Raw genomic sequence first — 23857 nt, forward strand, 5'->3', positions numbered from 1 at the left:
TTATGTGCGTGCCAGGCGGCAGACCGTCAACCTGCCGGTGTTCCCGGCGCGTTGACGATCAACCTGCGTCAGGGCAACACGGTGACGGGCGTCGTCGGCCAACTCATCCGGATCACGCCGCCTTCCTCGGTGGAGCTGACCTCCACGTCGTCGACGAGACCACTGATGACCGCGAGACCCATCCCGTCCTCGCCCTCGGAGTCCATGTCCTCGTCCGCGACGCCGCGCGCTCCGTGAGCCCCTTCGGACCCCTCGGCGCCCGCGGTCGGGATCTCGTCCACGACCTCGATGGAGAACGTCTTCTCCTCCTCGGACAGCACGACCCTGACCGGGGCGGTGATGCCATAGCTGCGGTGCAGCCCGACGGCACGGCTGCATGCCTCGCCGACCGCGAGCCGGACCTCGTCCAGCACGGCCTCGTCGACCCCCGCACGGCGAGCGACGGCAGCGGCCACCAGCCGGGCAGTTCTGACGTGCTCCGGCTGGGCGCTGAAGCGGAGTTCAACGGTGGCCATGGCGATCCCCCTCGGACGTACGGGCGCGTACGGGCGTGCATCTCAAGGGCCCGGGCTGGATGCCCGGTACCCCTCTCCTTCTTCCGGCAGTCTCGGCCGACCGTCAGTCGGTGGCCGCGACGGCCTCGTCGACCGTGGTGTGGATGGGGAACACCTTGGTCAGGCCCGTGATCCGGAAGATCTTGAGAATGCGCTCCTGGTTGCAGACCAGGCGCAGCGATCCCTCGTGCGCGCGCACGCGCTTCAGGCCGCCCACCAGCACACCCAGGCCGGTGGAGTCGAGGAAGTCCACGCCCTCCATGTCGACAACCAGGTGGTAGCTGCCGTCGTTCACCAACTCGACCAACTGCTCGCGCAGCTTGGGCGCGGTATACACATCAATCTCGCCACCGACCTCGACGACCGTACGGTCGCCACCAGGGCCGGACACATTGCGAGTCGACAGGGACAGGTCCACGGATCCTCCAGCACCTTGCTATCGAGCGGCCGCCCCCGCAGGTCTCCCCGGCGGAGCCGGAGGACGGTCGCCAGCCGCGATGGCATTCAATCACTTACCAGCAGCCATGCACGACGCCTTGGGACCATTGTCCGTCACGCCAGTGACACACTCGGTGCCGATGGCCATGAATCACCGTCCCAGACGACCACCCGAGAGCGGGGAAACCCGCCCCTCCCCCGGTACGGTCCTCGACCGGCTCGCCGCGGGGGCAGGCCGGGCTACGCGCATCACTCATACGGAGCACTTGCCCCCAAGGCCGGGCCGCCATGCCGTCTGGCCCGACCGCATCCGCGCCGAAGTGATCAACGCCATTCAGCAGGCCGGCATCGAGCACCCCTGGGCCCACCAGGCGGCCGCCGCCGAGCACGCCCTGGACGGCGAATCGGTGGTCATCGCCACCGGAACCGCGTCGGGCAAGTCGCTGGCCTATCTGGCCCCCGTGCTCACCGCCCTCCTCGACGGCGCCGAGGCCCCCAACGGCCGCGGCGCGACGGCCCTCTACCTCGCGCCGACCAAGGCCCTGGCAGCCGACCAGTGCCGCGCGGTCAAGGAGCTCTCCGCACCGCTCGGCAACCGCGTCCGACCTGCGGTCTACGACGGCGACACACCCGTCGAGGAACGCGAATGGGTGCGCCAGTACGCCACGTACGTCCTGACCAACCCCGACATGCTGCACCGCGGAATACTTCCCTCACATCCCCGCTGGTCCTCCTTCCTGCGCGCCCTGCGCTACGTCGTGATCGACGAGTGCCACACCTACCGGGGTGTCTTCGGCTCCCATGTCGCCCAGGTGCTCCGCCGCCTTCGCCGACTGTGCGCCCGCTACGGTGCGAACCCCGTCTTCCTCCTCGCCTCGGCCACCGCCGCGGAACCCTCCGTGGCCGCCGGACGCCTCACCGGTCTCCCGGTCCAGGAGGTGTCCGACGACGCCTCACCGCGCGGCGAGCTCGTCTTCGCGCTGTGGGAGCCGCCGCTCACCGAGCTCCACGGCGAGCGGGGCGCGCCGGTCCGCCGCACCGCCACCGCCGAGACCGCGGACCTCCTCACCGATCTGACCGTGCAGGGTGTCCGCAGCGTCGCGTTCGTACGCTCCCGGCGTGGCGCCGAGCTCATCTCCGTGATCGCCAAGGAACGCCTGGCCGAGGTGGACCGCTCGCTGCCCGCGCGTGTCGCCGCGTACCGCGGCGGCTACCTCCCGGAGGAGCGCCGGGCCCTGGAGCGTGCCCTGCACTCCGGCGAGCTCCTCGGCCTCGCCGCCACCACCGCCCTGGAACTGGGCGTCGACGTCTCCGGGCTCGACGCCGTGGTGATAGCCGGCTATCCCGGCACCAGAGCCTCGCTGTGGCAGCAGGCCGGCCGCGCCGGACGCTCCGGCCAGGGCGCGCTGGCCGTCCTCGTCGCCCGTGACGACCCGCTGGACACCTTCCTCGTCCATCACCCCGAGGCGCTGTTCCAGCAGCCGGTGGAGTCCACCGTCCTCGACCCGGACAACCCGTACGTCCTCGCCCCGCATCTGTGCGCCGCCGCTGCCGAGCTCCCGCTCACCGAGGCCGACCTGGAGCTCTTCGGCCCGGCGACCGGTGAACTCATGCCCCAGCTGGAATCCGCCAAGCTCCTGCGCCGCCGGGCATCGGGCTGGCACTGGACCCGCCGGGAGCGGGCCGCCGACCTCACCGACATCCGGGGCGAAGGCGGCCGCCCGGTCCAGATCGTCGAGGCCGCCACCGGCCGGCTGCTCGGCACGGTCGACGAATCGGCTGCGCACACCGCGGTCCACGACGGCGCGGTCCACCTCCACCAGGGCCGTACGTACCTGGTGAAACACCTGGACCTGGAGGACTCGGCCGCCCTCGTCGAGGAGGCCAACCCGCCGTACTCCACCACCGCCCGCGACACCACCTCCGTCTCCGTACTCGAAACCGACACCGAGATCCCGTGGGGCGACGGACGCCTCTGCTACGGCTCCGTCGAGGTCACCAACCAGGTCGTCTCCTTCCTGCGTCGCAAACTCATCACCGGCGAGGTGCTCGGCGAGACCAAACTCGACCTGCCGCCGCGCACCCTGCGCACCCGGGCCGTGTGGTGGACGGTCACCGAGGACCAGCTGGACGCCGCCCGGGTGAACCCGGAGCAGCTGGGCGGCGCCCTGCACGCCGCCGAGCACGCCTCCATCGGGATGCTGCCGCTGTTCGCCACCTGCGACCGCTGGGACATCGGCGGCGTATCCGTGCCGCTGCATCCGGACACGCTGCTGCCGACGGTCTTCGTGTACGACGGCCACCCCGGCGGCGCGGGCTTCGCCGAACGGGCCTTCCACACCGCGCGCGCCTGGCTCACCGCCACGCGGGAGGCGATCGCCTCCTGCGAGTGCGAGGCGGGCTGCCCGTCGTGCATCCAGTCCCCCAAGTGCGGCAACGGCAACGACCCACTGCACAAGCGCGGCGCGGTGCGGCTCCTCACGGAGCTGCTGCGGGGAGCGCCGGAGGGGGCCGTGGACGGGATTGGGGAGGTCCTGGAGGGCCGCGGGGCACCGGGCCGGGAGCCCGCGCCCCGAGAGGTGTCCCAGGGACAGGAGGCCCCGTCCCAGGAGGTTCCCGGAGGGGAGCAGGAGGCTCCGTCCCAGGAGGTCCCGGAGGGCCGGGAGGCTCCGCCGGCGGGGGTGCCGGAGGTCCCGGAGGGCCAGGAGGTCCCGCCCGGGACCTGACCGTTGGGCCGTACGGGCCGAATCGGGCCCGTGCCGTCACCTCCGCGATCTCTCCGCGCACCGCGCATCGGACCACCTCCGCGCCCTGCGTCCCGGCCACAGCGGCCGCCTTCGCGCAGGCGGTGGCCGCGCCCCGCAGCGCGTGGTCCGCCGCGGCCAGCGCTGCCAGGTCCGCCGCGGAGCCGGCGCGATGTCGGGCCACCACCGCCTGCCCCATCGCCAGCACGGCCGCGAAGACCACACACAGCACGGTCGTCGCCATGGCCACCCAAACGGTCGCCGAGCCACGATCCCGATCCTGGCGGGAGCGGGAGTCGCGACGCCCGTCCCGGCCCTGGTGGGTTCGGGACTCTCGACGCCGGCCTCTACCTCGGTCCCGGTTCATGGCGCTGCCTCCCCCGCGCCCTCATCGTCGGGACCGGCCGGATCCTCCCGGCCCACCGTGTCCTCGGCCAGGGCCGCCGCCTCCGCGCTCAGGGTCAGCGTCAGAGCGCCCGGTCCCGGAGCCTCCGCCTCGACCCGCACCCGCCACAGGTCCCCGGCACGCGCCAGCGTCACCCGGGCGTCGTCCGGGGCGGCCGAGCGGGCAGCGGCCACGGCAGCTGCCTGTGGCTCGGATCTGGCCGCGGCCCGGGCACCCGCCCGCGCCGCGTCGACGCACTGGATCTGCGCCGAGGCCGCCATCAGAGCCCAGACCAAGGCCATGGCGAACACCACCAGAGCCGGTATCGCGACGGCCGCCTCCGCTGTCACCGACCCCCGGTCCCGCCCCGGGCCACCCGACTCGCAACACGCCTCAGAACTGGGCACTGAGCGCCTTGCCGATCACCTTCTGGAGCGCCCCTGAGACAGCCCCACTGGTGACGACCTTGTACAGAACCGCCGCGAAGGCGCAGGCGGCGATCGTCCCCATCGCGTACTCCGAAGTGGTCATGCCCGAGTCCTCGCGCATCCTGCGCGACAGCCCGCGCACCCATCGCCGCATCGAACTCCACAGCATCGGATTCCGCAGACAAACCTGTACCCGCATTTCAACCCCCAAGAGATTTCGTTCACTTGAGCCCGTGAGCGTGTGAGCGTGTGAGCACACGGGCACGGCAGCTCAGTTGCCGTTCAGAAGCCCGTCCGCCAGACCGATCACGACCGGGGCCACCCCGATCGCCAAGAAGGCGGGCAGGAAGCACAGCCCCACAGGTGCGGTGATCAGAACCTGGGCCTTGCGGCCCCGGGCCGCGGCGGTACGTGACCGGTCCGCCCGGAGGCGTTCCGCCAGTCGCGACACCGGCTCCGCCGCCGGCGCGCCCGTGGAGTCGGCCCGCTCCAGACAGCGAGCCAGCTCCGCCGCGCCCGGTATCCGCGCGAACCAGCTCCAGGCCTGTGCCGGTTCACCGCCGAGCCGCAGCTCGGCCGCCGCCCGCACCAGTCGCTCGCCGACCGGCCCGCCGAGGGACTCGCCGACCGCATCGGCCGCCTCGCGCGGCCCTGCCCCGGCCGAGATGCAGGCCGCCAGCAGGTCGGCTGCGAGCGGTAGTTGACGCGCCTCGTCCCGGTCCGCCGAACCGGTGTCCGGCTCGCGGGTCAGCTGCCAGCGCCGTACGCCATACGCCGCGCCGAGCCCGACGGCCCAGCCGATCACCCCTCCGACGAGGACACAGCCCGTGACCAGCGCGCCCAGCGGAGCCGCCCAGCGCCTCCCCCACGCCCCGAACTCCGGCCGCCACCTCCGCCGGTCGCGCTCCATCGCCAACAGCGCCTGGATGCGCTTGCGCACCCTGCGCTGGTGCCGTCGGCGCGCGATCGTGAGGCCGAGGCATGCCACCACGGCCAGCGCGAACACCACGGCCCACAGCCTGTGGACAACGAAGTCGGTCATCCCTCCTTCCCCCTTGACACGATCCGCCCGGCCCAGCAGAGCCCGGCGGTCTCCAACAGCCCGCCGACCACCAGGCAGCCCAGGCCTGCCGGGGTGTGCAGCAGAACCCTCAGCGGGTCCGCGCCCAGTGCCCAGCCCATCGCCAGGCCCACCACCGGAAGCCCCGCCAGCAGCCCGATCGTCGACCGGGCACCCGCCAACTGGGCTGCGAGCTCCTGACGTTGCTCATGCTCCGCCCGCAAGGCGGCCTCCAGCCGGTCGAGCCCCGCGGCCAGACCCGCCCCGCTGTCCACAGCCACCCGCCAGCAGGCCGCGACTCCGGCCAGCCCGCCCGCACCCGGCTCCCCGGCCGCTTGCCGTAGCGCCTGGGGCACATCGCCGCCGAACCTCGCCGCCGCCAGCACCGCCGACTCCGCGCCGCCGAGTGCCTCGGTGGACCTTGCGGCGAACAGCAGCGCCTGTCCCGGCTGCAGGCCCGCCCGCAGCTCCCCGGCGACCGCCCCGCACAAGGTGATCACCGCCTCGGCCCGCTGCTCCTGTTCCCGCATCCGCTTCCGGGCCTGGAGCCGCCTTTGCACCAGCGGCACCGCCAGCGCCCCCGCGATCAGCGGAAGCATCGACTCCCCCAGCACGGCCAGCACCAGTCCCACCGGCAGACACAGCCACTCCGGCCGTAACCGGACCGCTGCCCGCAGCCGCTCCCACGACCACCGCGGGGCCGTCTGCACCGCACCGCCGCCCGCGAGCAACAGCCGTGCCCGCGCCAGGCCTTGGTCCCGGCCCACCGTCAGCCATGCCGCGGCCCCGGCACACACCGCCGCCGCGTACGCAGGCTCCCCGGCCATCACAGGGCGCCTCCGATCAGTGACCGCAGCCGATCCCAGCCCCGCTCGTACGCGAAGGCGTCCGCGCCCCACCGCAGCGCCGGAACGGTCATCACCAGTCCGGCCGCGTCCCGTTCCAGCACATGCACCTCGGCGATCCGCCGCCGCCCGCCCCGGTCCCGTACGAGATGGATCACCACCGATAGCGCCGCGGCCAACTGGCTGTGCAGCGCCGCCCGATCGAGACCGGCGGCCGTCCCCAGCGCCTCCAGCCGTGCCGGGACGTCCGCCGCCGCGTTCGCGTGGACGGTGCCGCAGCCGCCCTCGTGCCCGGTGTTCAGCGCGGCCAGGAGCTCGGTGACCTCCGCTCCTCGCACCTCGCCGACGACCAACCGGTCCGGCCGCATGCGCAGCGCCTGCCGCACCAGATCCCGCAGGGTCACCAGACCCGCGCCCTCCTGGTTCGCCGTGCGCGACTCCAGCCGCACCACATGCGGATGTTCGGGCCGGAGCTCCGCCGAGTCCTCCGCCAGCACGATCCGCTCGCGCTCCCCGACGAGCCCGAGCAGACTCGACAGCAAGGTCGTCTTGCCCGATCCCGTGCCACCGCTGATGAGATACGACAGCCGCGCGTCGATCAGCGCCCGCAGCACCCGATCCCCGCCCGGCGGCACCGTCCCCGCGGCGACGAGCTCGTCCATCGAGAAGGCCCGGGGCCGAACCACCCGCAGGGACAGGCAGGTCGAGCCGACTGCCACCGGAGGGATCACCGCGTGCATACGCGTCCCGTCCGGCAGCCGGGCGTCCACCCACGGCCTCGCGTCGTCCAGCCGCCGCTCCGCCACCGCGGCGAGCCGCTGGGCCAGCCTGCGCACGGATGCCGCGTCCGCGAAGGTGATCCCGGTGAGCTCGAGGCCGCCGCCCCGGTCGACCCACACCCGGTCCGGCGCGGACACCAGCACATCCGTCACGGACGGATCGGCCAACAGCGGCTCCAGCGGTCCCGTCCCCACCAGTTCGCAGCGCAACTCCTCGGTGCCGCCGAGCACTTCGGCGTCTCCCAACAGCCGTCCCTGTGCCCGCAGAGCGGCCGCGACCCGTGCCGGTGTGGGCTCGGCGCCGCTCTCCGCGAGCCGCTGCCGTACGGCGTCCAGCAGTCCGGCGCTCATGAGACCGCACCTCCGGCCAGCGCCCGGTCCCAGAAGGCCGTGCAGAACCTCGCCAGTGGCCCGCGGGCCCTGCCCGGTGGTGCGCCCTCGTCCAGGGTCGCGAGCAGCCCTGCCTCCAGCGGCAGTTCTCCCGCGAGCGGCAGGCCCAGCGCGTCCGCGACCCACTGGTCGTCCAACCCTGCCGCGTACGGACCGCGCACCACCACGCGCAGGTCCTGGAGCACCATGCCGACGGTCGACGCCACCCGGTTGGCCGCCGCGACCGCGCGCAGCTCGCCCGGGACCACCAGCAGCCCGAGATCCAGCTGGGCCAGCGCCTCGGCCACGCCCTCGTCGACCCGCCGCGGCAGATCCACGACGACCACGCCGCCGCGCCTGCGTGCCGCGGCCAGAACCGACCGCATTGCCTCGGGCGGGATCACCACCGAGTCGCCGCGATCCCAGCTGAGAACGCGCAGCGCGTGGAGCTCGGGGAGCGACTCCTCGAGCGCGCCGCCGGCGACCCGTCCCTTGGAAGCGGCGAAATCCGGCCATCTCCGTCCTTCTGTCTGCTCCCCGCCGAGCAGCACGTCGATGCCGCCGCCGAGCGGGTCGCCGTCGACCAGCATGGTGCGCCGACCGGTGCGGGCCGCGGTCACCGCCAGCGCGCAGGCCAGCGTCGACGCCCCGGCCCCGCCTCTGCCGCCGATCACTCCGACGGTCAGCGCAGGCTGTCCGACGCCCTCGACCACATCGGCGAGCCGGTCGACGAGCCAGCTCTCCGCGTCGGGCAGCCGCAGCACGCAGTCGGCCCCGATCTCCACAGCGCGCCGCCATACGTCCGGGTCGTCCTGGTCATGGCCGACGAGCAGCACCCCTCGCCGGCGGGTGGCTCCCCGGCACCGCGCGGCGGCATCGTCTCCGACAAGGACCAGTGGCGCGCCTTCCCAGCTGCCCCTGCGCTCCGGCACCGAGTGATGGACGTCCGGCTCGGCTCCCGCCGCGGCACACAGCCTCAGCAGATCGTCGAGCAGTTCCATGTCCTCGGTGACGATCAGAGGCCCGTCCCGCCGCCCTTCGACGACCGGCGGCCGCTGCGATGTGATGGATCCAGCCACGATCTCCACCCCCTACTACTTCGATCTCGCGTCGTAACGAGATCTGTGATTCCTGCGGTGCGCGAACTACGCGAGTGGAATCACGGTGCAACGCACCTAAAAATCGTGTGGATCTTGCTGAAAAACTGTGGACAACTAGCCACTTGTGAATAACCCGCTCGCTCATACCGGTGACTCCCGGAGAGCACCTCTTCCGCTACGCACGGTGACGATGCAGAGTGGTGGAAGGCCGCAGCCCGTGCGGCGCACGCGAAGAGGGAAGGAGCGAAATGGATCTCGGCCCAGGGACGAAAACACGTCCGGACATGCGACGACCCCCGCCGGGGGGGAGAGCGGGGGTCGTCTCTCCGGCCGACTCGGGGGGGGAGGAGCCGGACCGGGTTAGCACGGTCGCGAACGATCCGTGACTTCCATGGTGTACCCGAGAGCCTTCTCAGGCAAACCCACGCGCCACAGCGTACGCCGAATGGCGGGCACCTATGCTCGGCTCGTGGAAAACCACTCCTTGCCTCGAACAGCGGCGTTCTTTGACCTGGACAAGACGGTCATTGCGAAGTCTTCGACTCTGACCTTCAGCAAGTCCTTCTACCAAGGCGGCCTGATCAACCGACGGGCCGTACTGCGGACCGCCTATGCCCAGTTCGTCTTTCTTGCCGGCGGCGCCGACCACGACCAGATGGAGCGGATGCGGGAGTACCTCTCCGCCCTCTGCAAGGGGTGGAACGTCCGGCAGGTCAAGGAGATCGTCGCCGAGACGCTCCACGACCTGATCGACCCGATCATCTACGACGAGGCCGCCTCGCTGATTGAGGAACATCACACGGCCGGCCGTGATGTGGTCATCGTCTCCACCTCCGGCGCGGAGGTGGTCGAGCCGATCGGCGAGCTCCTCGGCGCGGACCGCGTGGTGGCCACCCGCATGGTGGTGGGCGACGACGGCTGCTTCACGGGCGAGGTGGAGTACTACGCGTACGGGCCGACGAAGGCGGAGGCGGTCCAGGAGCTCGCCGAGTCCGAGGGCTACGACCTGGCGCGCTGCTTCGCCTACAGCGACTCCGCCACCGACGTCCCGATGCTGGCGTCGGTCGGCAATCCGTATGCGGTGAATCCGGATCGCGCGCTGCGCCGTGAGGCAATCGCGCGCGGCTGGCCGATTCTTGTCTTCAACCGCCCGGTCCGGCTGAAACAGCGGCTGCCCGCCTTTTCCATGCCGCCGCGCCCCGCACTGGTCGCGGCGGCCGCGGTGGGCGCCGCGGCGGCGACGGCCGGCCTTGTCTGGTACGCCACTCGACGGCGCAGCGCCGCAGCTCAGGCCCTGGCGACACGCACCACAACCGCCGCCATTGACCAATTCGCCCGTATTTGAACCCAAAAGTAAAGAAGTGCAGCCAGGCCTTCCGCTTATCTCTGCGCTGGAGTACAAAGGAGTCAACGGCCCGCGAGACCAAGGACGTCCGAGAGGATCACCTAGAAACGCATTAAGGCCCCACGGACCGAGCATGAAAACGGAGTACCCACGCGACGTCGACCCGTCGATTACGGGCCAGCCGCACCAGGTTACGGGCAGAAGTTCCCGACCTGATGGGCAATATTTCGAGGACGCATGGTAACTCGGTGGACGTGCCAGCGGCGGTACCAATTCCGGTACCGCCGCAACCCTGTTCAGGCAGCGCTTCCCAGCTCAGCTCCGGTCAGGCAGCTCCGCGCTGGAGCGCCTCGCAGACCGCCGTCGACTCCCTGACACCCAGTTCCACCGCGCGCCCGCAGTGCGCGATCCAGGCGGCCATCCCCTCCGGCGTCCCGGACAGATACCCCTCGAAGGCGGCGACATAGGCCGCGCGCCCCTGCTCCGCGTGCCCGACCTCCGCCGGGCAGATGGACTTCGGGTCGAGCCCGCTGCCGATCAGCACGATCCGCTGCGCGGTGCGCGCGACAAGGCCGTTGTACGAGCCGAAGGGGCGCAGCGCCAGCAGTTCACCGTGCACCACGGCCGCGGTCACCAGAGCCGGCGCCGAACTGCCCGCGATGATCAGCCCGGCCAGTCCGTCCAGTCGGCCGTTCACCTCGGCGGCGTCCGGCAGCGCGGCCTCGATCAGCGGCTCGTCGACCGCTTCACCGGCCAGCCGCGGACGGCCGACCGTCTCGTCGTCGCCCGCGCCGCTCGCCGCGACCAGATGCAGCCGTGCCAGCACCCGAAGCGGCGACTGCCGCCAGACGGACAGGAGTTGACCGGCCTCGGCGGTCAGTCGCAGTGCCGCACCGACCGTGCGGGCCTCCGGCTCGCCGCTGAAGTCGGTGCGTCTGCGGACCTCTTCCAGTGCCCAGTCCGCGCCGGAGAGCGCGGCTGAACCACGCGCTCCGCGCAGTGCCGCCTCCGCGGTGACCTCGGTGCTGCGCCGCCGCATGACCCGGTGCCCGTAGACCCGGTCCACAGCTTTGCGTACGGAGTCCACGGAGTCGGCGACGCCCGGCAGGGAGCCGAGAGCGGCAAGAGGGTCGACCGACGAGGCATTCGTACTCATAGGTAGCGAGGCTACGCGCCCGCGGCGCGCACCCCACCTTTGAGTGGTCTTCTTCACGGAGCCTGCCGACTCTCGGTGGTCCAGCCATTAGCCTTCGTGAACATGAAGATCGCTTTCGTAGGGAAGGGCGGCAGCGGCAAGACCACGCTGTCCTCGCTCTTCATCCGCCACCTGGCCGCCAATGAAGCCCCCGTCGTCGCGGTGGACGCCGACATCAACCAGCACCTGGGGGCGGCGCTCGGTCTCGATGAGTCCGAGACCGCCGCGCTGCCCGCGATGGGCGCACATCTGCCGCTGATCAAGGACTATCTGCGGGGCTCGAACCCGCGGATCGCCTCCGCCGAGACGATGATCAAGACCACTCCGCCGGGCGAGGGCTCACGACTGCTGCGCATCTGCGAAGACAACCCGGTCTACGACGCCTGCGCCCGTACCGTCCACCTCGACGACGGTGACATCCGGCTGATGGCCACCGGCCCCTTCACCGAGTCGGACCTCGGAGTGGCCTGCTACCACTCCAAGGTCGGCGCCGTGGAGCTCTGCCTCAACCACCTGGTCGACGGGGCCGACGAGTATGTGGTCGTCGACATGACCGCCGGGTCGGACTCCTTCGCCTCCGGGATGTTCACCCGCTTCGACATGACGTTCCTGGTGGCCGAGCCGACCCGCAAGGGAGTGTCCGTCTACCGCCAGTACAAGGAGTACGCACGGGACTTCGGCGTCGCACTGAAGGTCGTCGGCAACAAGGTGCAGGGCCCGGACGACGTGGACTTCCTGCGCGAGGAGGTCGGCGAAGATCTGCTGGTCACCGTCGGCCACTCGGACTGGGTGCGGTCGATGGAGAAGGGCCGGCCGCAGCGCTTCGACGGGCTCGAGGCCGAGAACCGGATGTCCCTGCAGGCCCTGCAGAACGCCGCAGAGGACTCGTACGAACTCCGCGACTGGGAGCGCTACACGCGCCAGATGGTGCACTTCCATCTGAAGAACGCGGAGAGCTGGGGCAACGCGAAGACGGGGGCCGACCTGGCAGCGCAGGTCGACCCCGCCTTCGTGCTCGGGGAGCGTTGGGCCGACGTCAGGGCCGCGCTTCCCGCTTGACCACGGGTGAGGCGGCCGGCGCGGCGGGCTGGGTGGCGAGGAAGGCCGCCCAGCCGCCCTTCGGCGCCTGACCGACCCCGAGCGTGCGCATCTTCGCGATGGCCTGCGGGTCCTGGACGTCCAGCCAGTCGGCGAGCTGCTTGAAGGACACGCACTTCACATCCCGCTTCACGCACACCGTGGCGATCGTCTGCTCGACGGCCCGCATGTAGGTGCCGCCGTTCCAGGATTCGAAGTGGTTGCCGATGATCAGCGGGGCGCGGTTGCCGTTGTAGGCGCGGTTGAAGGCCTGCACCAGGCCGTTCCGCATCTGGTCGCCCCAGCGCTCGTGCATCGACCGGGCGCCCTTGGCGGTCCCGGACTGGTTGACCATGAAGTTGTAGTCCATGGACAGCGTTTCGAAGGCACGGCCGGGCACCGGGACCATCTGCAGCGAGAGGTCCCACAGACCGAGGTCCTTCTTGGGCCAGAGCTGGTCGTTGATGCCACTGGTGTCGTAGCGCCAGCCGAGTTGGCTCGCGGCGCGCACAAAGTTCGTGCGGCCCTCCAGGCAGGGGGTGCGGGCGCCGATGAGCTCCTCGTCGTAGTCGAAGGGCAGCGGCTTCTCGTCCTTCAGGCCGGAGTTCGTCCGCCAGTTCTTCACAAAGGACTTGGCCTGGCTGATCTCGCTCTTCCACTCGGCGACCGACCAGTTGTCGACGCCGTTCTTGCCGCAGAAGTGGCCGTTGAAGTGGGTGCCTACTTCGTTGCCCTCCAGCCAGGCGCCGCGCAGTTCGCGCACGGTGTCCTTGATGCCCTGCGTGTCATTGAAGCCGATGTCGCTGCGCCCGGCCGCGTGCTGCGGCGGGTCGTACAGGCTCGCCTTCTCCTCGGGCAGGAGATAGACGCCGCTGAGGAAGTAGGTCATCGTCGCGTCGTACTTCTTGGCGACCTTACGGAAGTGGGAGAAGAGCTTCTGGCTGTCCTCACCCGCTCCGTCCCAGGAGAACACCACGAACTGCGGCGGCTGTTGACCGGGCTTCAGGCGCTCCGGCTTGAGCAGCCCCGGCTGGACTCCGGTGAACGCGGTGGAGCCGTCGCCGATCAGGCGGACGGCGCCGTGGGGGGCGGGGGCGGCCTTCTTCGGCGCCGGTGCGCCCAGTGTGCCCGGGCCGTCGGAGCCGGAGCAGCCCGCTAGTCCCGCGATCAGTGCCGTGGCCACTGAGCCGACGGCGACCCTCCTCGTGGCGGCTTTCATCCGCCCACCCTCTTTCGTATGACTAAATGCTTTTACGACCGGTTTGGATGGCTGCGCCAAGGTCGCATCGCGGTGTCGCGGAGGGGCGCGCGACGAGCCGCATTCAAAGCACTAATCACCCGACTGGGTGAAGGATTGCCCTATTTGCGCCGAAAATCATGCCAGAGTCTTTACTCTGGATTACGATCCATTTACTGAGAGTTGAGAATCCCGCCGTAGTACGCCGTGCCCACGGCCGCGCCCCACATTCCGCGACCGCGTCGCCCCGGAGGAGACGGGAAACCATGTCTGCCTGCGTCCCCACTCGCACCGACACCGCTCATCACCCGCACAGCCCGCCGCCGCACAAGGACGGCAGCCGCCGCTTCCGCATCGCCGGGGCCGACCTGTCCGCATCGGTCGCCGTCTTCCTGATCGCACTGCCGCTCTCCCTCGGCATCGCACTCGCCACCGGCGCCCCGATCCAGGCCGGACTGGTGGCCGCCGCCGTCGGCGGCATCGTCGCCGGACGGCTCGGCGGGTCACCGCTCCAGGTCAGCGGCCCCGCCGCCGGACTGACCGTCGTCACCGCCGCTCTGATCCAGCAGTACGGCTGGCGCACCACCTGCGCCATCAGCGTCCTCGCCGGACTCGCCCAACTCGGGCTGGCCGCCCTGCGGGTGGCCCGCTCGGCACTTGCCGTCAGCCCTGCGATCGTGCACGGCATGCTCGCCGGCATCGGCGTCACGATCGCCCTCGCGCAACTGCACATCGTGCTCGGCGGCACCCCGCAGAGCTCAGCGATCTCCAACGTCCGTGCCCTGCCTGCCCAGTTGGCCGATCTCCATCCGGCCGCGCTCTCGGTGAGCGTCCTCACCATTGCCGTACTGCTGCTGTGGCCGCGGATTCCCGGGCGGCCGGGCCGGATCGTACGGAAGGTCCCGGCCGCTCTCGCCTCGGTGGCGGGCGCGACCACATGCGCCGTGCTCGCCGGACTGCACCTGCCGCGGGTCGATCTGCCGTCCTGGAGCAGCCACGCCCTGCCCGAGCTGCCGCAGGGGCCGGTCCTCGGCCTCCTCGCGGCCGTGCTCACCATCACGCTGGTTGGCAGCGTGGAGTCGCTGCTGTCGGCGGTCGCGGTCGACAGGCTGGTCGCCGCCCGCAAGGAGCCGGACGTCCGCATTCCGCGCGCCCGGCTCGACCGCGAGCTGGCCGGCCAGGGCGCGGCGAATGTCGTCTCCGGCGCGCTCGGAGGTCTGCCGATCACCGGGGTCGCGGTGCGCAGCGTCGCCAATGTGTCGGCCGGCGCGGTGAGCCGTAACTCCACCATGCTGCACGGACTGTGGATCGTGCTCGCGGCGCTGCTCCTGGTGCCCGTGCTCGATCTGATCCCGCTGGCCGCGCTCGCCGCGCTGGTCATGGTCGTCGGCGTCCAGATGGTCAGCATCACGCATCTGCGCAACGTGAAGCGGAACCGCGAGATGCTGGTGTACGCGGCGACGCTGGCCTCGGTCGTGCTCACCGGTGTGCTGGAAGGCGTGGTGATCGGGGTCGCGGTGTCAGTCGCGGTCGCGCTGCACCGGCTGACCAGGACCCGGATCACCGTGGAGGAGGAGCGCGACGCGCCGTACCGGGTGCGCGTGCGAGTACGTGGCCAGTTGACCTTCCTGGCCGTGCCACGGCTGAGCCGGATGCTGGGCCAGGTGCCTCATGGCACCGACTGCGTCGTCGAGTTGGACGGCTCCTTCATGGATCACGCCGCGCACGAGGCGCTGCACGACTGGCGGACCTCGCATGCCACGCACGGCGGGACGGCGGAGTTCACCGGCCGGGCAGGAGCCAGGATCAGCGAGCCCGCCTCCGAGACACACGGCTGCTGCCGGCCGTGGACACCGTGGCGCAACCACCACTGCGGCGAGCCGCCGCACCGCGCCACCGCACACCAACTGGCCAGCGGGCTCAGCTCGTTCCAGCGCAATACGGCCCCGCTGGTGCGTGACGAGCTGTCGCGGCTGGCACGCGAGGGCCAGCAGCCTTCGCAGCTCTTCCTCACCTGCGCCGACTCCCGCCTGGTCACCAGCATGATCACGGCGAGCGGTCCCGGCGATCTGTTCACCGTACGGAATGTGGGCAATCTGGTCCCGCTGCCCGGTAAGGAGAGCGGCGACGACTCGGTGGCCGCCGCGATCGAGTACGCCGTCGAGGTGCTGCAGGTGAACTCGATCACCGTCTGCGGGCACTCCGGCTGCGGGGCGATGCAGGCGCTGCTGACCCCCGGCGGCGGCCAGAGTCCGCTGCGGCGCTGGCTGCGGCACGGGCTGCCGAGCCTGGAGCGGATGCGGAGCAGGCACCGTTCCTGGGCGAGGATCTCCGGGCGGCTGCCCGCCGACGTGATGGAGCAGCTGTGCCTGACCAACGTGGTGCAGCAGTTGGAGCATCTGCGCGCCCATGAGTCGGTGGCCAGGCGGCTCGCCGAGGGAACGCTGGAGCTGCACGGCATGTACTTCCATGTCGGAGAGGCCCAGGCGTATCTGCTGGCGAACACCGAGGAGCACGCGATCGACGCGGTCTTCGACCGGGTCGCGCCGGCCCCTTCGGCCCTGGAGAAAGCGCGCGTCTGAACCGAGGGGCCGCCGCGTCCGTGAGAACGTATGGCCCCTCCTTCCCGCCGCCCGGGGAGGAGGGGCCGTTCCACAGGACGCAATTTACCCAATAGGTCTAAACCAATTTCCGGAAGGCTCTTGTCACCCGGCCATCTGGCTGATGAGCTATGGCCTGGGACACATAGGCACATAGGACGCCCTGGGAAAGGGAGATGTCGTGAGCAACGAAAGCCTGGCCAACCTGCTCAAGGAAGAGCGGCGGTTCGCGCCGCCGGCCGAGGTGGCCGCGAACGCCAACGTGACGGCGGAGGCGTACGAGCAGGCCAAGACGGACAGGCTTGGCTTCTGGGCCGAGCAGGCACGGCGGCTCACCTGGGCCACCGAGCCGACGGAGACCCTCGACTGGACCAACCCGCCCTTCGCGAAATGGTTCGCGGACGGCAAGCTGAACGTCGCGTACAACTGCGTGGACCGCCATGTCGAGGCGGGCAACGGCGATCGCGTCGCCATCCACTTCGAGGGCGAGCCCGGCGACAGCCGCGCCGTCACGTACGCGGAACTCAAGGACGAGGTGTCGCGCGCCGCAAACGCGCTGACGGAGCTCGGAGTTACCAAGGGCGACCGGGTCGCCATCTACCTCCCGATGATCCCCGAGGCGGCCGTGGCCATGCTGGCCTGCGCCCGTATCGGCGCCGCGCACTCGGTGGTCTTCGGCGGGTTCTCCGCGGACGCGCTGGCCACCCGTATCCAGGACGCCGACGCCAAGGTGGTCATCACCGCCGACGGCGGTTACCGCCGCGGCAAGCCCACCGCGCTCAAGCCGGCGGTGGACGACGCGATCGACAAGGTCGACAACATCCAGCACGTCCTCGTCGTGCGCCGTACGGGCCAGGACGTCGCCTGGACCGAGGGCCGCGACGTGTGGTGGCACGACATCGTCGCCCGCCAGTCCGCCGAGCACACGCCGGAGGCCTTCGACGCGGAGCACCCGCTCTTCATCCTCTACACGTCCGGTACGACGGGAAAGCCGAAGGGCATCCTGCACACCTCCGGCGGCTTTCTGACGCAGACCGCGTACACCCATCACGCGGTGTTCGACCTCAAGCCAGAGTCGGACGTCTACTGGTGCACCGCCGACGTCGGCTGGGTGACCGGCCACTCGTACATCGTGTACGGGCCGCTGGCCAACGGCGCGACCCAGGTGATGTACGAAGGCACGCCCGACACCCCGCACCAGGGCCGGTTCTGGGAGATCGTGCAGAAGTACGGCGTCACGATCCTCTACACCGCGCCGACCGCGATCCGCACGTTCATGAAGTGGGGCGACGACATCCCCGCCAAGTTCGACCTGTCGTCGCTGCGCGTCCTCGGCTCGGTCGGTGAGCCGATCAACCCGGAGGCGTGGATCTGGTACCGCGAGCACATCGGCGCGGGCAAGACGCCGATCGTGGACACCTGGTGGCAGACCGAGACCGGCGCGATGATGATCTCGCCGCTGCCGGGCGTCACCGAGACCAAGCCCGGCTCGGCCCAGCGCGCGCTGCCCGGCATCTCCGCGACCGTCGTCGACGACGAGGCCAACGAAGTGCCGAACGGCGGGGGCGGCTATCTCGTCCTCACCGAGCCGTGGCCGTCGATGCTGCGCACCATCTGGGGCGACGACCAGCGGTTCCTCGACACGTACTGGTCCCGCTTCGAAGGCAAGTACTTCGCGGGCGACGGCGCGAAGAAGGACGACGACGGCGACATCTGGCTGCTGGGCCGGGTCGACGACGTGATGCTGGTCTCCGGCCACAACATCTCGACCACCGAGGTCGAGTCCGCGCTCGTCTCGCACCCGAAGGTCGCCGAGGCGGCGGTCGTCGGCGCGACCGACGAGACGACCGGCCAGGCGATCGTGGCCTTCGTCATCCTGCGCGGCACGGCGTCCGAGGACGAGAACCTGGTCGCCGACCTGCGCAATCACGTCGGCGCGACGCTCGGCCCGATCGCCAAGCCGAAGCGGATCCTGCCGGTGGCGGAGCTGCCGAAGACCCGTTCCGGCAAGATCATGCGGCGGCTGCTGCGCGATGTCGCCGAGAACCGTCAGCTGGGCGATGTCACCACGCTGACCGACTCCTCGGTGATGGACCTGATCCAGTCGCGGCTGCCGAGCGCACCGTCCGAGGACTGATCACCCGCCGTACGCGGCACAGGCAGGGGCACCCGGCAGCCATCACGATGGCGCGCCGGGTGCCCTCTTTGCACTTAAAGTAAAGATCGCCGGATATCACCCTTGCGCCGTTAGGTAGAGTAAGGATCGCGTCAACGACGCGACAAGAAGACCTAGGTGCGCCGGGAAGTCTGGTCGGCATGTGCTTCGCCCTGCCTACCCGACCGGAGGTCCCCCGCCGTGGCCGCGCCCAGCCCCACCACTCCCCGCAAGTTCCTCGGACGACTCTCACTGCCCGAGCGGACGTTTGTGACGGACGCGCTGCGGACCGAGACCGTTGGCGGCGTCCTCCTCCTCCTGGCCGCCGTCGCCGCGCTGATCTGGGCGAACACCCCGGTCGGCGCCAGCTATGAAACCGTCACCGACTTCCACATAGGCCCCAGTTCCCTCGGCCTGGACCTGTCCCTGGAGCACTGGGCCGCGGACGGGCTGCTCGCCATCTTCTTCTTCGTCGCCGGCATCGAGCTCAAGCGTGAGCTGGTGGCCGGTGAGCTGCGCGAGCCCAAGGCCGCCGCCCTCCCGGTGATCGCCGCGATCTGCGGCATGGCGGTGCCCGCGCTCGTCTACTTGGTGGTCGTCGTCATGGGCGACGGTTCCACCGACGGCTGGGCGGTCCCGACGGCCACCGACATCGCCTTCGCGCTCGCCGTCCTCGCGGTCATCGGCACCTCGCTGCCGTCCGCGCTGCGCGCGTTCCTGCTGACTCTCGCCGTCGTCGACGACCTGTTCGCGATCCTGATCATCGCGGTCTTCTTCACCAGCGACCTGAACTTCGCGGCGCTCGGCGGCGCCGTGATCGGCCTCGCCGTCTTCTGGCTGCTGCTGCGCATGGACGTGCACGGCTGGTACGTGTACGTGCCGCTGGCCCTGGTCATCTGGGGCCTGATGTACAACAGCGGCGTCCACGCCACCGTCGCCGGTGTCGCGATGGGCCTGATGCTCCGCTGCACGCGCAGGGAGGGCGAGGAGCAGTCGCCGGGCGAGCACATCGAGCACCTCGTGCGACCGCTGTCGGCCGGGCTCGCCGTACCGCTGTTCGCGCTGTTCTCGGCGGGCGTCACCGTCACCGGCGACTCGCTCACCGATGTCTTCACCAAGCCCGAGACCCTCGGTGTCGTTCTCGGCCTGGTGGTCGGCAAGACGCTCGGCATCTTCGGCGGCACCTGGCTCGCGGCCCGCTTCACCAGGGCGGAGCTCAACGACGATCTGTCGTGGCCGGACGTCTTCGCCGTCGCCGCGCTCGCCGGCATCGGCTTCACGGTCTCGCTGCTGATCGGTGAACTGGCCTTCGCCGGGAACGCGGTGCTGACCGACGAGGTCAAGGCGGCCGTTCTGATGGGCTCGCTGATCGCCGCCATCCTTGCCACAACCCTGCTCAAGCTGCGGGTACGCAAGTACAGGGCACTGATCGACGAGGAGGAGCGCGACGACGACCTGGACGGCATCCCCGACATCTACGAACAGGACAACCCCGCCTACCACTTGCGCATGGCGGAGATCTACGAGAAGAAGGCCGCCGAGCACCGTCGCCGTGCCGAACTGGCGGGTGCGTCGCGCGGTGACGGCGACAGTCCGGCATGATCAGAGGCCGGACCACAGGAGAGATGTGAGGGAGCAGCGATGAGCGACCCCGGCAGCACTGCCGAGCGCAGCCTCGGCCAGCTGGTCGCCTCGGCGACCGCCGAGATGTCCGCGCTCGTGCACGACGAGATCGCGCTGGCCAAGGCGGAGCTGCGGCAGGACGTCAAGCGCGGTGTGACTGGCGGCGCGGCGATTTCGATCGCGGCGGTGTTCGCGCTCTTCTCGCTGCCGGTGCTGAGCTTCGCGGCGGCGTACGGAATCCACAATCTGGGCCTCGGTCTCGCCTGGTCGTTCCTGATCGTGGGCGTGGCGTTCCTGCTGCTGGCGGCGCTGCTCGGACTGCTGGCCGTCGCCAAGTTCAAGAAGGTCAAGCCGCCGGAGAAGACCATCGCCTCGACCAAGCAGACGGCTGCCGTACTGCAGAACGTCAAGCCGCATACGCGTACACCTCAGGACAAAGTCCTGACCCCGGCGGGAACGGCCGCGGAGCTGGAAGCCTGACGTCAGCCTCGGCTGAGCGACCGTTTCGGACGGCCCGCCGCCGCTTCCGGTGGCGGGCATGGCGTCCGCGAGGTGTTCCGGTGTGGCACGCTCGTCTGCATGACGGCCCCTGATACCGGTTCTGGCAGCCCCGTACGCATCGATGGTCCCTGGACACATCGCGACGTGGCGGCCAATGGTGCGCGCTTCCACATCGCTGAGATGGGTGACGGGCCGCTGGTGTTGCTGCTGCATGGCTTCCCGCAGTTCTGGTGGACCTGGCGGCATCAGCTGACCGCGCTCGCCGACGCGGGTTTCCGCGCGGTGGCGATGGACCTGCGGGGCGTGGGCGGCAGCGACCGTACGCCCCGGGGCTACGACCCCGCGAACCTCGCGCTCGACATCACCGGAGTCGTACGGTCCCTCGGCGAGCCGGACGCGGCGCTCGTCGGGCACGACCTGGGCGGGTATCTGGCGTGGACGGCGGCGGTGATGCGGCCGAAGCTGGTGCGCCGTCTCGCGGTCTCCTCGATGCCGCATCCACGGCGTTGGCGCTCGGCGATGCTCTCCGACTTCGCGCAGAGCCGGGCCGGCTCGTACATCTGGGGATTCCAGCGCCCGTGGCTGCCGGAGCGTCAGCTCGTCGCGGACGACGCGGCCTTGGTCGGCAAGCTGATCCAGGACTGGTCCGGGCCCCAACTGCCGGACGAGGACGCCGTCAACGTCTACCGGCGGGCCATGTGCATCCCGTCCACGGCGCACTGCTCGGTCGAGCCGTACCGGTGGATGGTGCGGTCGATGGCGCGGCCGGACGGAATCCAGTTCAACCGCCGGATGAAGCGGCCGGTGCGGGTGCCGACGCTGCATCTGCACGGCTCGCTGGACCCGGCGATGCGGACGCGCAGCGCGGCGGGCTCGGGTGTGTATGTGGAAGCGCCGTACCGCTGGCGGCTGTTCGACGGTCTCGGCCACTTCCCGCACGAGGAAGACCCGGCCGGTTTCTCGAAAGAACTGATCAGCTGGCTCAAGGACCCGGAGCCGGACCGCTAGGGCCTGAATCCGGGCGACAGGTTCAGGTCTTCGCCGTGCCTCTCCCTCCCCAAGGAACACTTGTCCTACGAACGGCCAAATGCCTGACGCATAGGCCAATTGGCCGCCCCTGACACGGTTACCGACCTTGGGCCACGGGCACACGTCCCCGTATGGGCTGGACGCACGACTACGGTGACACAGCACGCAACCGTCGCTCGGCCAATGGGCCGATCTCCCACAACAGGGGTGGCCCCGAAGGCCAGGGCCAAGAACATACGGGCCAAGGGATCGGCATTCCACGGATCCTGAGGCGCCGCGCACGCTGGATGTCCGCGCGCCTGCGGCATACCCGCGACTGACGGCCGAGCGCCGCACGAGCACTCGGCACACCCGGCTCTACAGCGCGCACCCCTGGCTGTCGACCTGCTGATTGGCCGCCAGGCCGGCTGAGATGTCCTCGGTGATCTCGTCGACCGTCAGGGCGTAACCGGTGTCCGGGTCGTCCAGCGAGCGGGCGAAGATGACGCCGTACACCCTGCCGTCGGGCGTGAGCAGCGGGCCGCCGGAGTTGCCCTGACGGACCGTCGTGAACAGCGAGTACACATCGCGCTGCACGGTGCCCCGGCGGTAGATGTCGGGACCGTTCGCGTTGATCCGGCCGCGCACGCGCGCCGAGCGCACGTCGTACGAGCCGTTCTCCGGGAAGCCCGCGACGATCGCGCTGTTTCCGCTGCGCGCGTCCGCGTCGGCGAACTGCAGCGGCCGCGCCCGCAGATCCGGTACGTCCAGTACGGCGATGTCGCGCTGCCAGTCGTAGAGCACGACCTTCGCGTCGTACAGCTTGCCCTCGCCGCCTATCTGCACGGTCGGCTCGTCGACGCCGCCGACCACATGCGCGTTGGTCATGACCCGGCGCTCGGCGAAGACGAAGCCGGTGCCTTCCAGGACCTTGCCGCAGCTCTCGGCAGTGCCGACCACCTTGACGATGGACTGCTTGGCGCGGGCGGCGACCGGGCTGCCCGCCAGGGCCGGGTCCGGGGCCTTGACCTCGGTGATGGGCTCGTTGGCGAACGGGCTGAAGACCTGCGGGAAGCCGTTCTGCGCGAGGACGGAGGAGAAGTCCGCGAACCAGGTGGAGGCCTGAGTGGGCATCACGCGCGAGACGCCCAGCAGCACCTTGGAGTTGCGTACTTCCTTGCCGAGCGTGGGCAGCGAGGTCCCGGCGAGCGCGGAGCCGATCAGCCAGGCGACCAGCAGCATCGCGACCACATTGACCAGCGCGCCGCCGGTGGCGTCCAGAGCGCGGGCCGGGGACCAGGTGATGAACCGGCGCAGTTTGTTGCCGAGGTGGGTGGTGAAGGCCTGGCCGACGGAGGCGCAGACGATCACGATCACGACGGCGACGACCGCGGCCGTGGTGGACACGTCGGAGTCGTTCGTCAGCTGGCCCCAGATCACGGGCAGCAGATACACCGCGACGAGTCCGCCGCCGAGGAAACCGATGACGGACAGGATGCCGACGACGAAGCCCTGCCGATAGCCGACGATCGCGAACCACACGGCGGCGACCAGCAAGAGGATGTCCAGCACGTTCACCGTCTTTTGCCTCGCAGTTTCTTCGCCGGGTGCTCGTCCGGCCCGGTTTCCGGGGGTCAGCCTGTCATGAGCGCCAGTCGAGCGGCACCTGCCTGGCGCGGTCCCATGGGCGCTCCCAGTCGGCGAAGTGCAGGATGCGGTCGATCACGCCGGCTGTGAAACCCCAGACCAGAGCTCCCTCGACCATAAAGGCCGGACCGTGGTGACCGCTGGGGTGTACGGCCGTCGCGCGGTTGGCCGGGTCCGTGAGATCTGCCACGGGCACGGTGAAAACGCGCGCCGTCTCCGCGGGGTCCACCGCGCCGACAGGGCTCGGGATGCGCCACCAACCCAGTACGGGCGTCACGACAAAACTGCTCACCGGGATGTAGAGCTTCGGCAGGACGCCGAAGAGCTGGACACCCGCAGGATCGAGCCCGGTCTCCTCCTCGGCCTCGCGCAGCGCCGCGCGCAGCGGACCCGTGCTGTCCGGGTCGCCGTCCTCGGCGTCGAGCGCGCCGCCCGGGAAGGACGGCTGGCCCGCGTGGGAACGCAGGCTGCCGGCCCGCTCCATCAACAGCAGTTCGGGCCCGCGCGCGCCCTCGCCGAACAGGATCAGCACGGCGGACTGCCGGCCGCGGCCGCTCTCCGGCGGCAGAAAGCGGCTGAGCTGCTCGGGCTCGACGGTGTCCGCGGCGCGCACGACGGGTGCCAGCCACCCGGGCAGGCCGTCGGTCGTGACGGTCACCTCACCGTCGTACGACTCTCCGTGCTTCTCGTACGTCTCTTCTCCAGCGCGCATGGGCACCCCCTCGTTCACAACGCCTCGGGGCGCGTGGATCGTTCCGCTGTCGCGT

Annotated in this window: 21 protein-coding genes and 1 pseudogene; 9 read left to right on the top strand and 13 right to left on the bottom strand. The window is 70.5% G+C overall.

The features are described 5' to 3' along the window. Positions 1 to 68 precede the first annotated feature (68 nt). The gene (locus ACH4YL_RS03920; protein ID WP_398504564.1) at positions 69 to 515 is read right to left on the bottom strand and encodes an ATP-binding protein; all 447 of its coding nucleotides are present in this window, start codon (positions 513 to 515) and stop codon (positions 69 to 71) included. A 103-nt stretch (positions 516 to 618) separates the two neighbouring features. Beyond that, positions 619 to 972, bottom strand: coding sequence for an STAS domain-containing protein (locus ACH4YL_RS03925; protein WP_003967428.1), 354 nt, complete (start codon positions 970 to 972; stop codon positions 619 to 621). 79 nt (positions 973 to 1051) lie between these two features. On the opposite strand from ACH4YL_RS03925, the gene ACH4YL_RS03930 reads away from it, so the two are divergent. After that, a complete protein-coding gene (locus ACH4YL_RS03930; protein ID WP_398504566.1) occupies positions 1052 to 3718 on the top strand; it encodes a DEAD/DEAH box helicase in 2667 nt (888 codons plus the stop codon). Positions 3719 to 3758: 40 nt separating this feature from the next. On the opposite strand, the pseudogene ACH4YL_RS03935 reads toward ACH4YL_RS03930, so the two are convergent. From ACH4YL_RS03935 to ssd, 7 genes and pseudogenes are all read right to left on the bottom strand, one after another. Beyond that, positions 3759 to 4103, bottom strand: a pseudogene (locus ACH4YL_RS03935) (Rv3654c family TadE-like protein); the annotation flags it as partial. Then, entirely contained in the window at positions 4100 to 4528 is a 429-nt protein-coding gene (locus tag ACH4YL_RS03940; protein WP_398504568.1) for a TadE family type IV pilus minor pilin, read from the bottom strand. The gene ACH4YL_RS03940 and the pseudogene ACH4YL_RS03935, both read right to left, overlap by 4 nt. Beyond that, entirely contained in the window at positions 4515 to 4718 is a 204-nt protein-coding gene (locus tag ACH4YL_RS03945; RefSeq protein WP_398505582.1) for a DUF4244 domain-containing protein, read from the bottom strand. Before ACH4YL_RS03945 ends, ACH4YL_RS03940 begins: the two co-directional genes overlap by 14 nt. Positions 4719 to 4820: 102 nt before the next feature. Beyond that, complete coding sequence (locus tag ACH4YL_RS03950) at positions 4821 to 5591, bottom strand: type II secretion system F family protein (RefSeq protein ID WP_398504570.1); 771 nt, start codon at positions 5589 to 5591, stop codon at positions 4821 to 4823. Next, entirely contained in the window at positions 5588 to 6436 is an 849-nt protein-coding gene (locus tag ACH4YL_RS03955; protein WP_398504572.1) for a type II secretion system F family protein, read from the bottom strand. Before ACH4YL_RS03955 ends, ACH4YL_RS03950 begins: the two co-directional genes overlap by 4 nt. Next, on the bottom strand, positions 6436 to 7584 hold the full coding sequence (locus ACH4YL_RS03960) for a TadA family conjugal transfer-associated ATPase (RefSeq protein ID WP_398504574.1): 1149 nt from the start codon (positions 7582 to 7584) through the stop codon (positions 6436 to 6438). Before ACH4YL_RS03960 ends, ACH4YL_RS03955 begins: the two co-directional genes overlap by 1 nt. Continuing rightward, positions 7581 to 8681 carry a septum site-determining protein Ssd gene (gene ssd, locus ACH4YL_RS03965; RefSeq protein ID WP_398504576.1) on the bottom strand — a complete coding sequence of 367 codons (1101 nt, stop codon included), beginning with the start codon at positions 8679 to 8681 and terminating at the stop codon, positions 7581 to 7583. Before ssd ends, ACH4YL_RS03960 begins: the two co-directional genes overlap by 4 nt. A gap of 466 nt (positions 8682 to 9147) precedes the next feature. Between ssd and ACH4YL_RS03970 the strand changes: the two genes are divergently transcribed. Continuing rightward, positions 9148 to 10047: an HAD family hydrolase gene (locus ACH4YL_RS03970; RefSeq protein ID WP_398504578.1), complete on the top strand. Its 900-nt coding sequence runs from the start codon at positions 9148 to 9150 to the stop codon at positions 10045 to 10047. 325 nt (positions 10048 to 10372) lie between these two features. On the opposite strand, the gene ACH4YL_RS03975 is transcribed toward ACH4YL_RS03970, so the two are convergent. Then, a complete protein-coding gene (locus ACH4YL_RS03975) occupies positions 10373 to 11203 on the bottom strand; it encodes an oxidoreductase (protein WP_398504579.1) in 831 nt (276 codons plus the stop codon). A gap of 102 nt (positions 11204 to 11305) precedes the next feature. Here ACH4YL_RS03975 and ACH4YL_RS03980 point away from each other — a divergent pair, with 102 nt between their 5' ends. After that, a complete protein-coding gene (locus ACH4YL_RS03980; RefSeq protein WP_398504581.1) occupies positions 11306 to 12301 on the top strand; it encodes an ATP-binding protein in 996 nt (331 codons plus the stop codon). Here the strand turns inward: ACH4YL_RS03980 and ACH4YL_RS03985 are convergent. Next, entirely contained in the window at positions 12279 to 13538 is a 1260-nt protein-coding gene (locus ACH4YL_RS03985) for a hypothetical protein (RefSeq protein WP_398504583.1), read from the bottom strand. The genes ACH4YL_RS03980 and ACH4YL_RS03985 overlap by 23 nt on opposite strands. Before the next feature lie 284 nt (positions 13539 to 13822). On the opposite strand from ACH4YL_RS03985, the gene ACH4YL_RS03990 reads away from it, so the two are divergent. From ACH4YL_RS03990 to ACH4YL_RS04015, 6 genes are all read left to right on the top strand, one after another. Beyond that, positions 13823 to 16138 carry a bifunctional SulP family inorganic anion transporter/carbonic anhydrase gene (locus ACH4YL_RS03990; protein ID WP_398504585.1) on the top strand — a complete coding sequence of 772 codons (2316 nt, stop codon included), beginning with the start codon at positions 13823 to 13825 and terminating at the stop codon, positions 16136 to 16138. Between the two features lie 199 nt (positions 16139 to 16337). Then, positions 16338 to 18293: an acetate--CoA ligase gene (gene acs, locus ACH4YL_RS03995; RefSeq protein ID WP_398504587.1), complete on the top strand. Its 1956-nt coding sequence runs from the start codon at positions 16338 to 16340 to the stop codon at positions 18291 to 18293. 219 nt (positions 18294 to 18512) lie between these two features. After that, complete coding sequence (nhaA, locus tag ACH4YL_RS04000; protein ID WP_398504588.1) at positions 18513 to 19913, top strand: Na+/H+ antiporter NhaA; 1401 nt, start codon at positions 18513 to 18515, stop codon at positions 19911 to 19913. A gap of 39 nt (positions 19914 to 19952) precedes the next feature. Continuing rightward, a complete protein-coding gene (locus tag ACH4YL_RS04005) occupies positions 19953 to 20414 on the top strand; it encodes a phage holin family protein (RefSeq protein ID WP_398504589.1) in 462 nt (153 codons plus the stop codon). A gap of 99 nt (positions 20415 to 20513) precedes the next feature. Next, positions 20514 to 21443 (top strand): alpha/beta fold hydrolase, encoded by a 930-nt coding sequence (locus ACH4YL_RS04010; protein ID WP_398504591.1) that lies wholly within the window; start codon positions 20514 to 20516, stop codon positions 21441 to 21443. A gap of 152 nt (positions 21444 to 21595) precedes the next feature. After that, complete coding sequence (locus tag ACH4YL_RS04015) at positions 21596 to 21784, top strand: hypothetical protein (protein ID WP_398504593.1); 189 nt, start codon at positions 21596 to 21598, stop codon at positions 21782 to 21784. Between the two features lie 37 nt (positions 21785 to 21821). On the opposite strand, the gene ACH4YL_RS04020 is transcribed toward ACH4YL_RS04015, so the two are convergent. Together ACH4YL_RS04020 and ACH4YL_RS04025 are read right to left on the bottom strand one after the other, a co-directional pair. Continuing rightward, positions 21822 to 23021, bottom strand: a complete 1200-nt coding sequence (locus tag ACH4YL_RS04020) for a MarP family serine protease (protein WP_398504595.1) — start codon at positions 23019 to 23021, stop codon at positions 21822 to 21824. Positions 23022 to 23085: 64 nt separating this feature from the next. Further along, positions 23086 to 23802 carry an NUDIX hydrolase gene (locus ACH4YL_RS04025; protein ID WP_398504597.1) on the bottom strand — a complete coding sequence of 239 codons (717 nt, stop codon included), beginning with the start codon at positions 23800 to 23802 and terminating at the stop codon, positions 23086 to 23088. Positions 23803 to 23857 lie beyond the last annotated feature (55 nt).

This window comes from Streptomyces sp. NPDC020681 (assembly GCF_044334895.1).
In the GTDB taxonomy this organism is placed as follows: Bacteria; Actinomycetota; Actinomycetes; order Streptomycetales; family Streptomycetaceae; genus Streptomyces.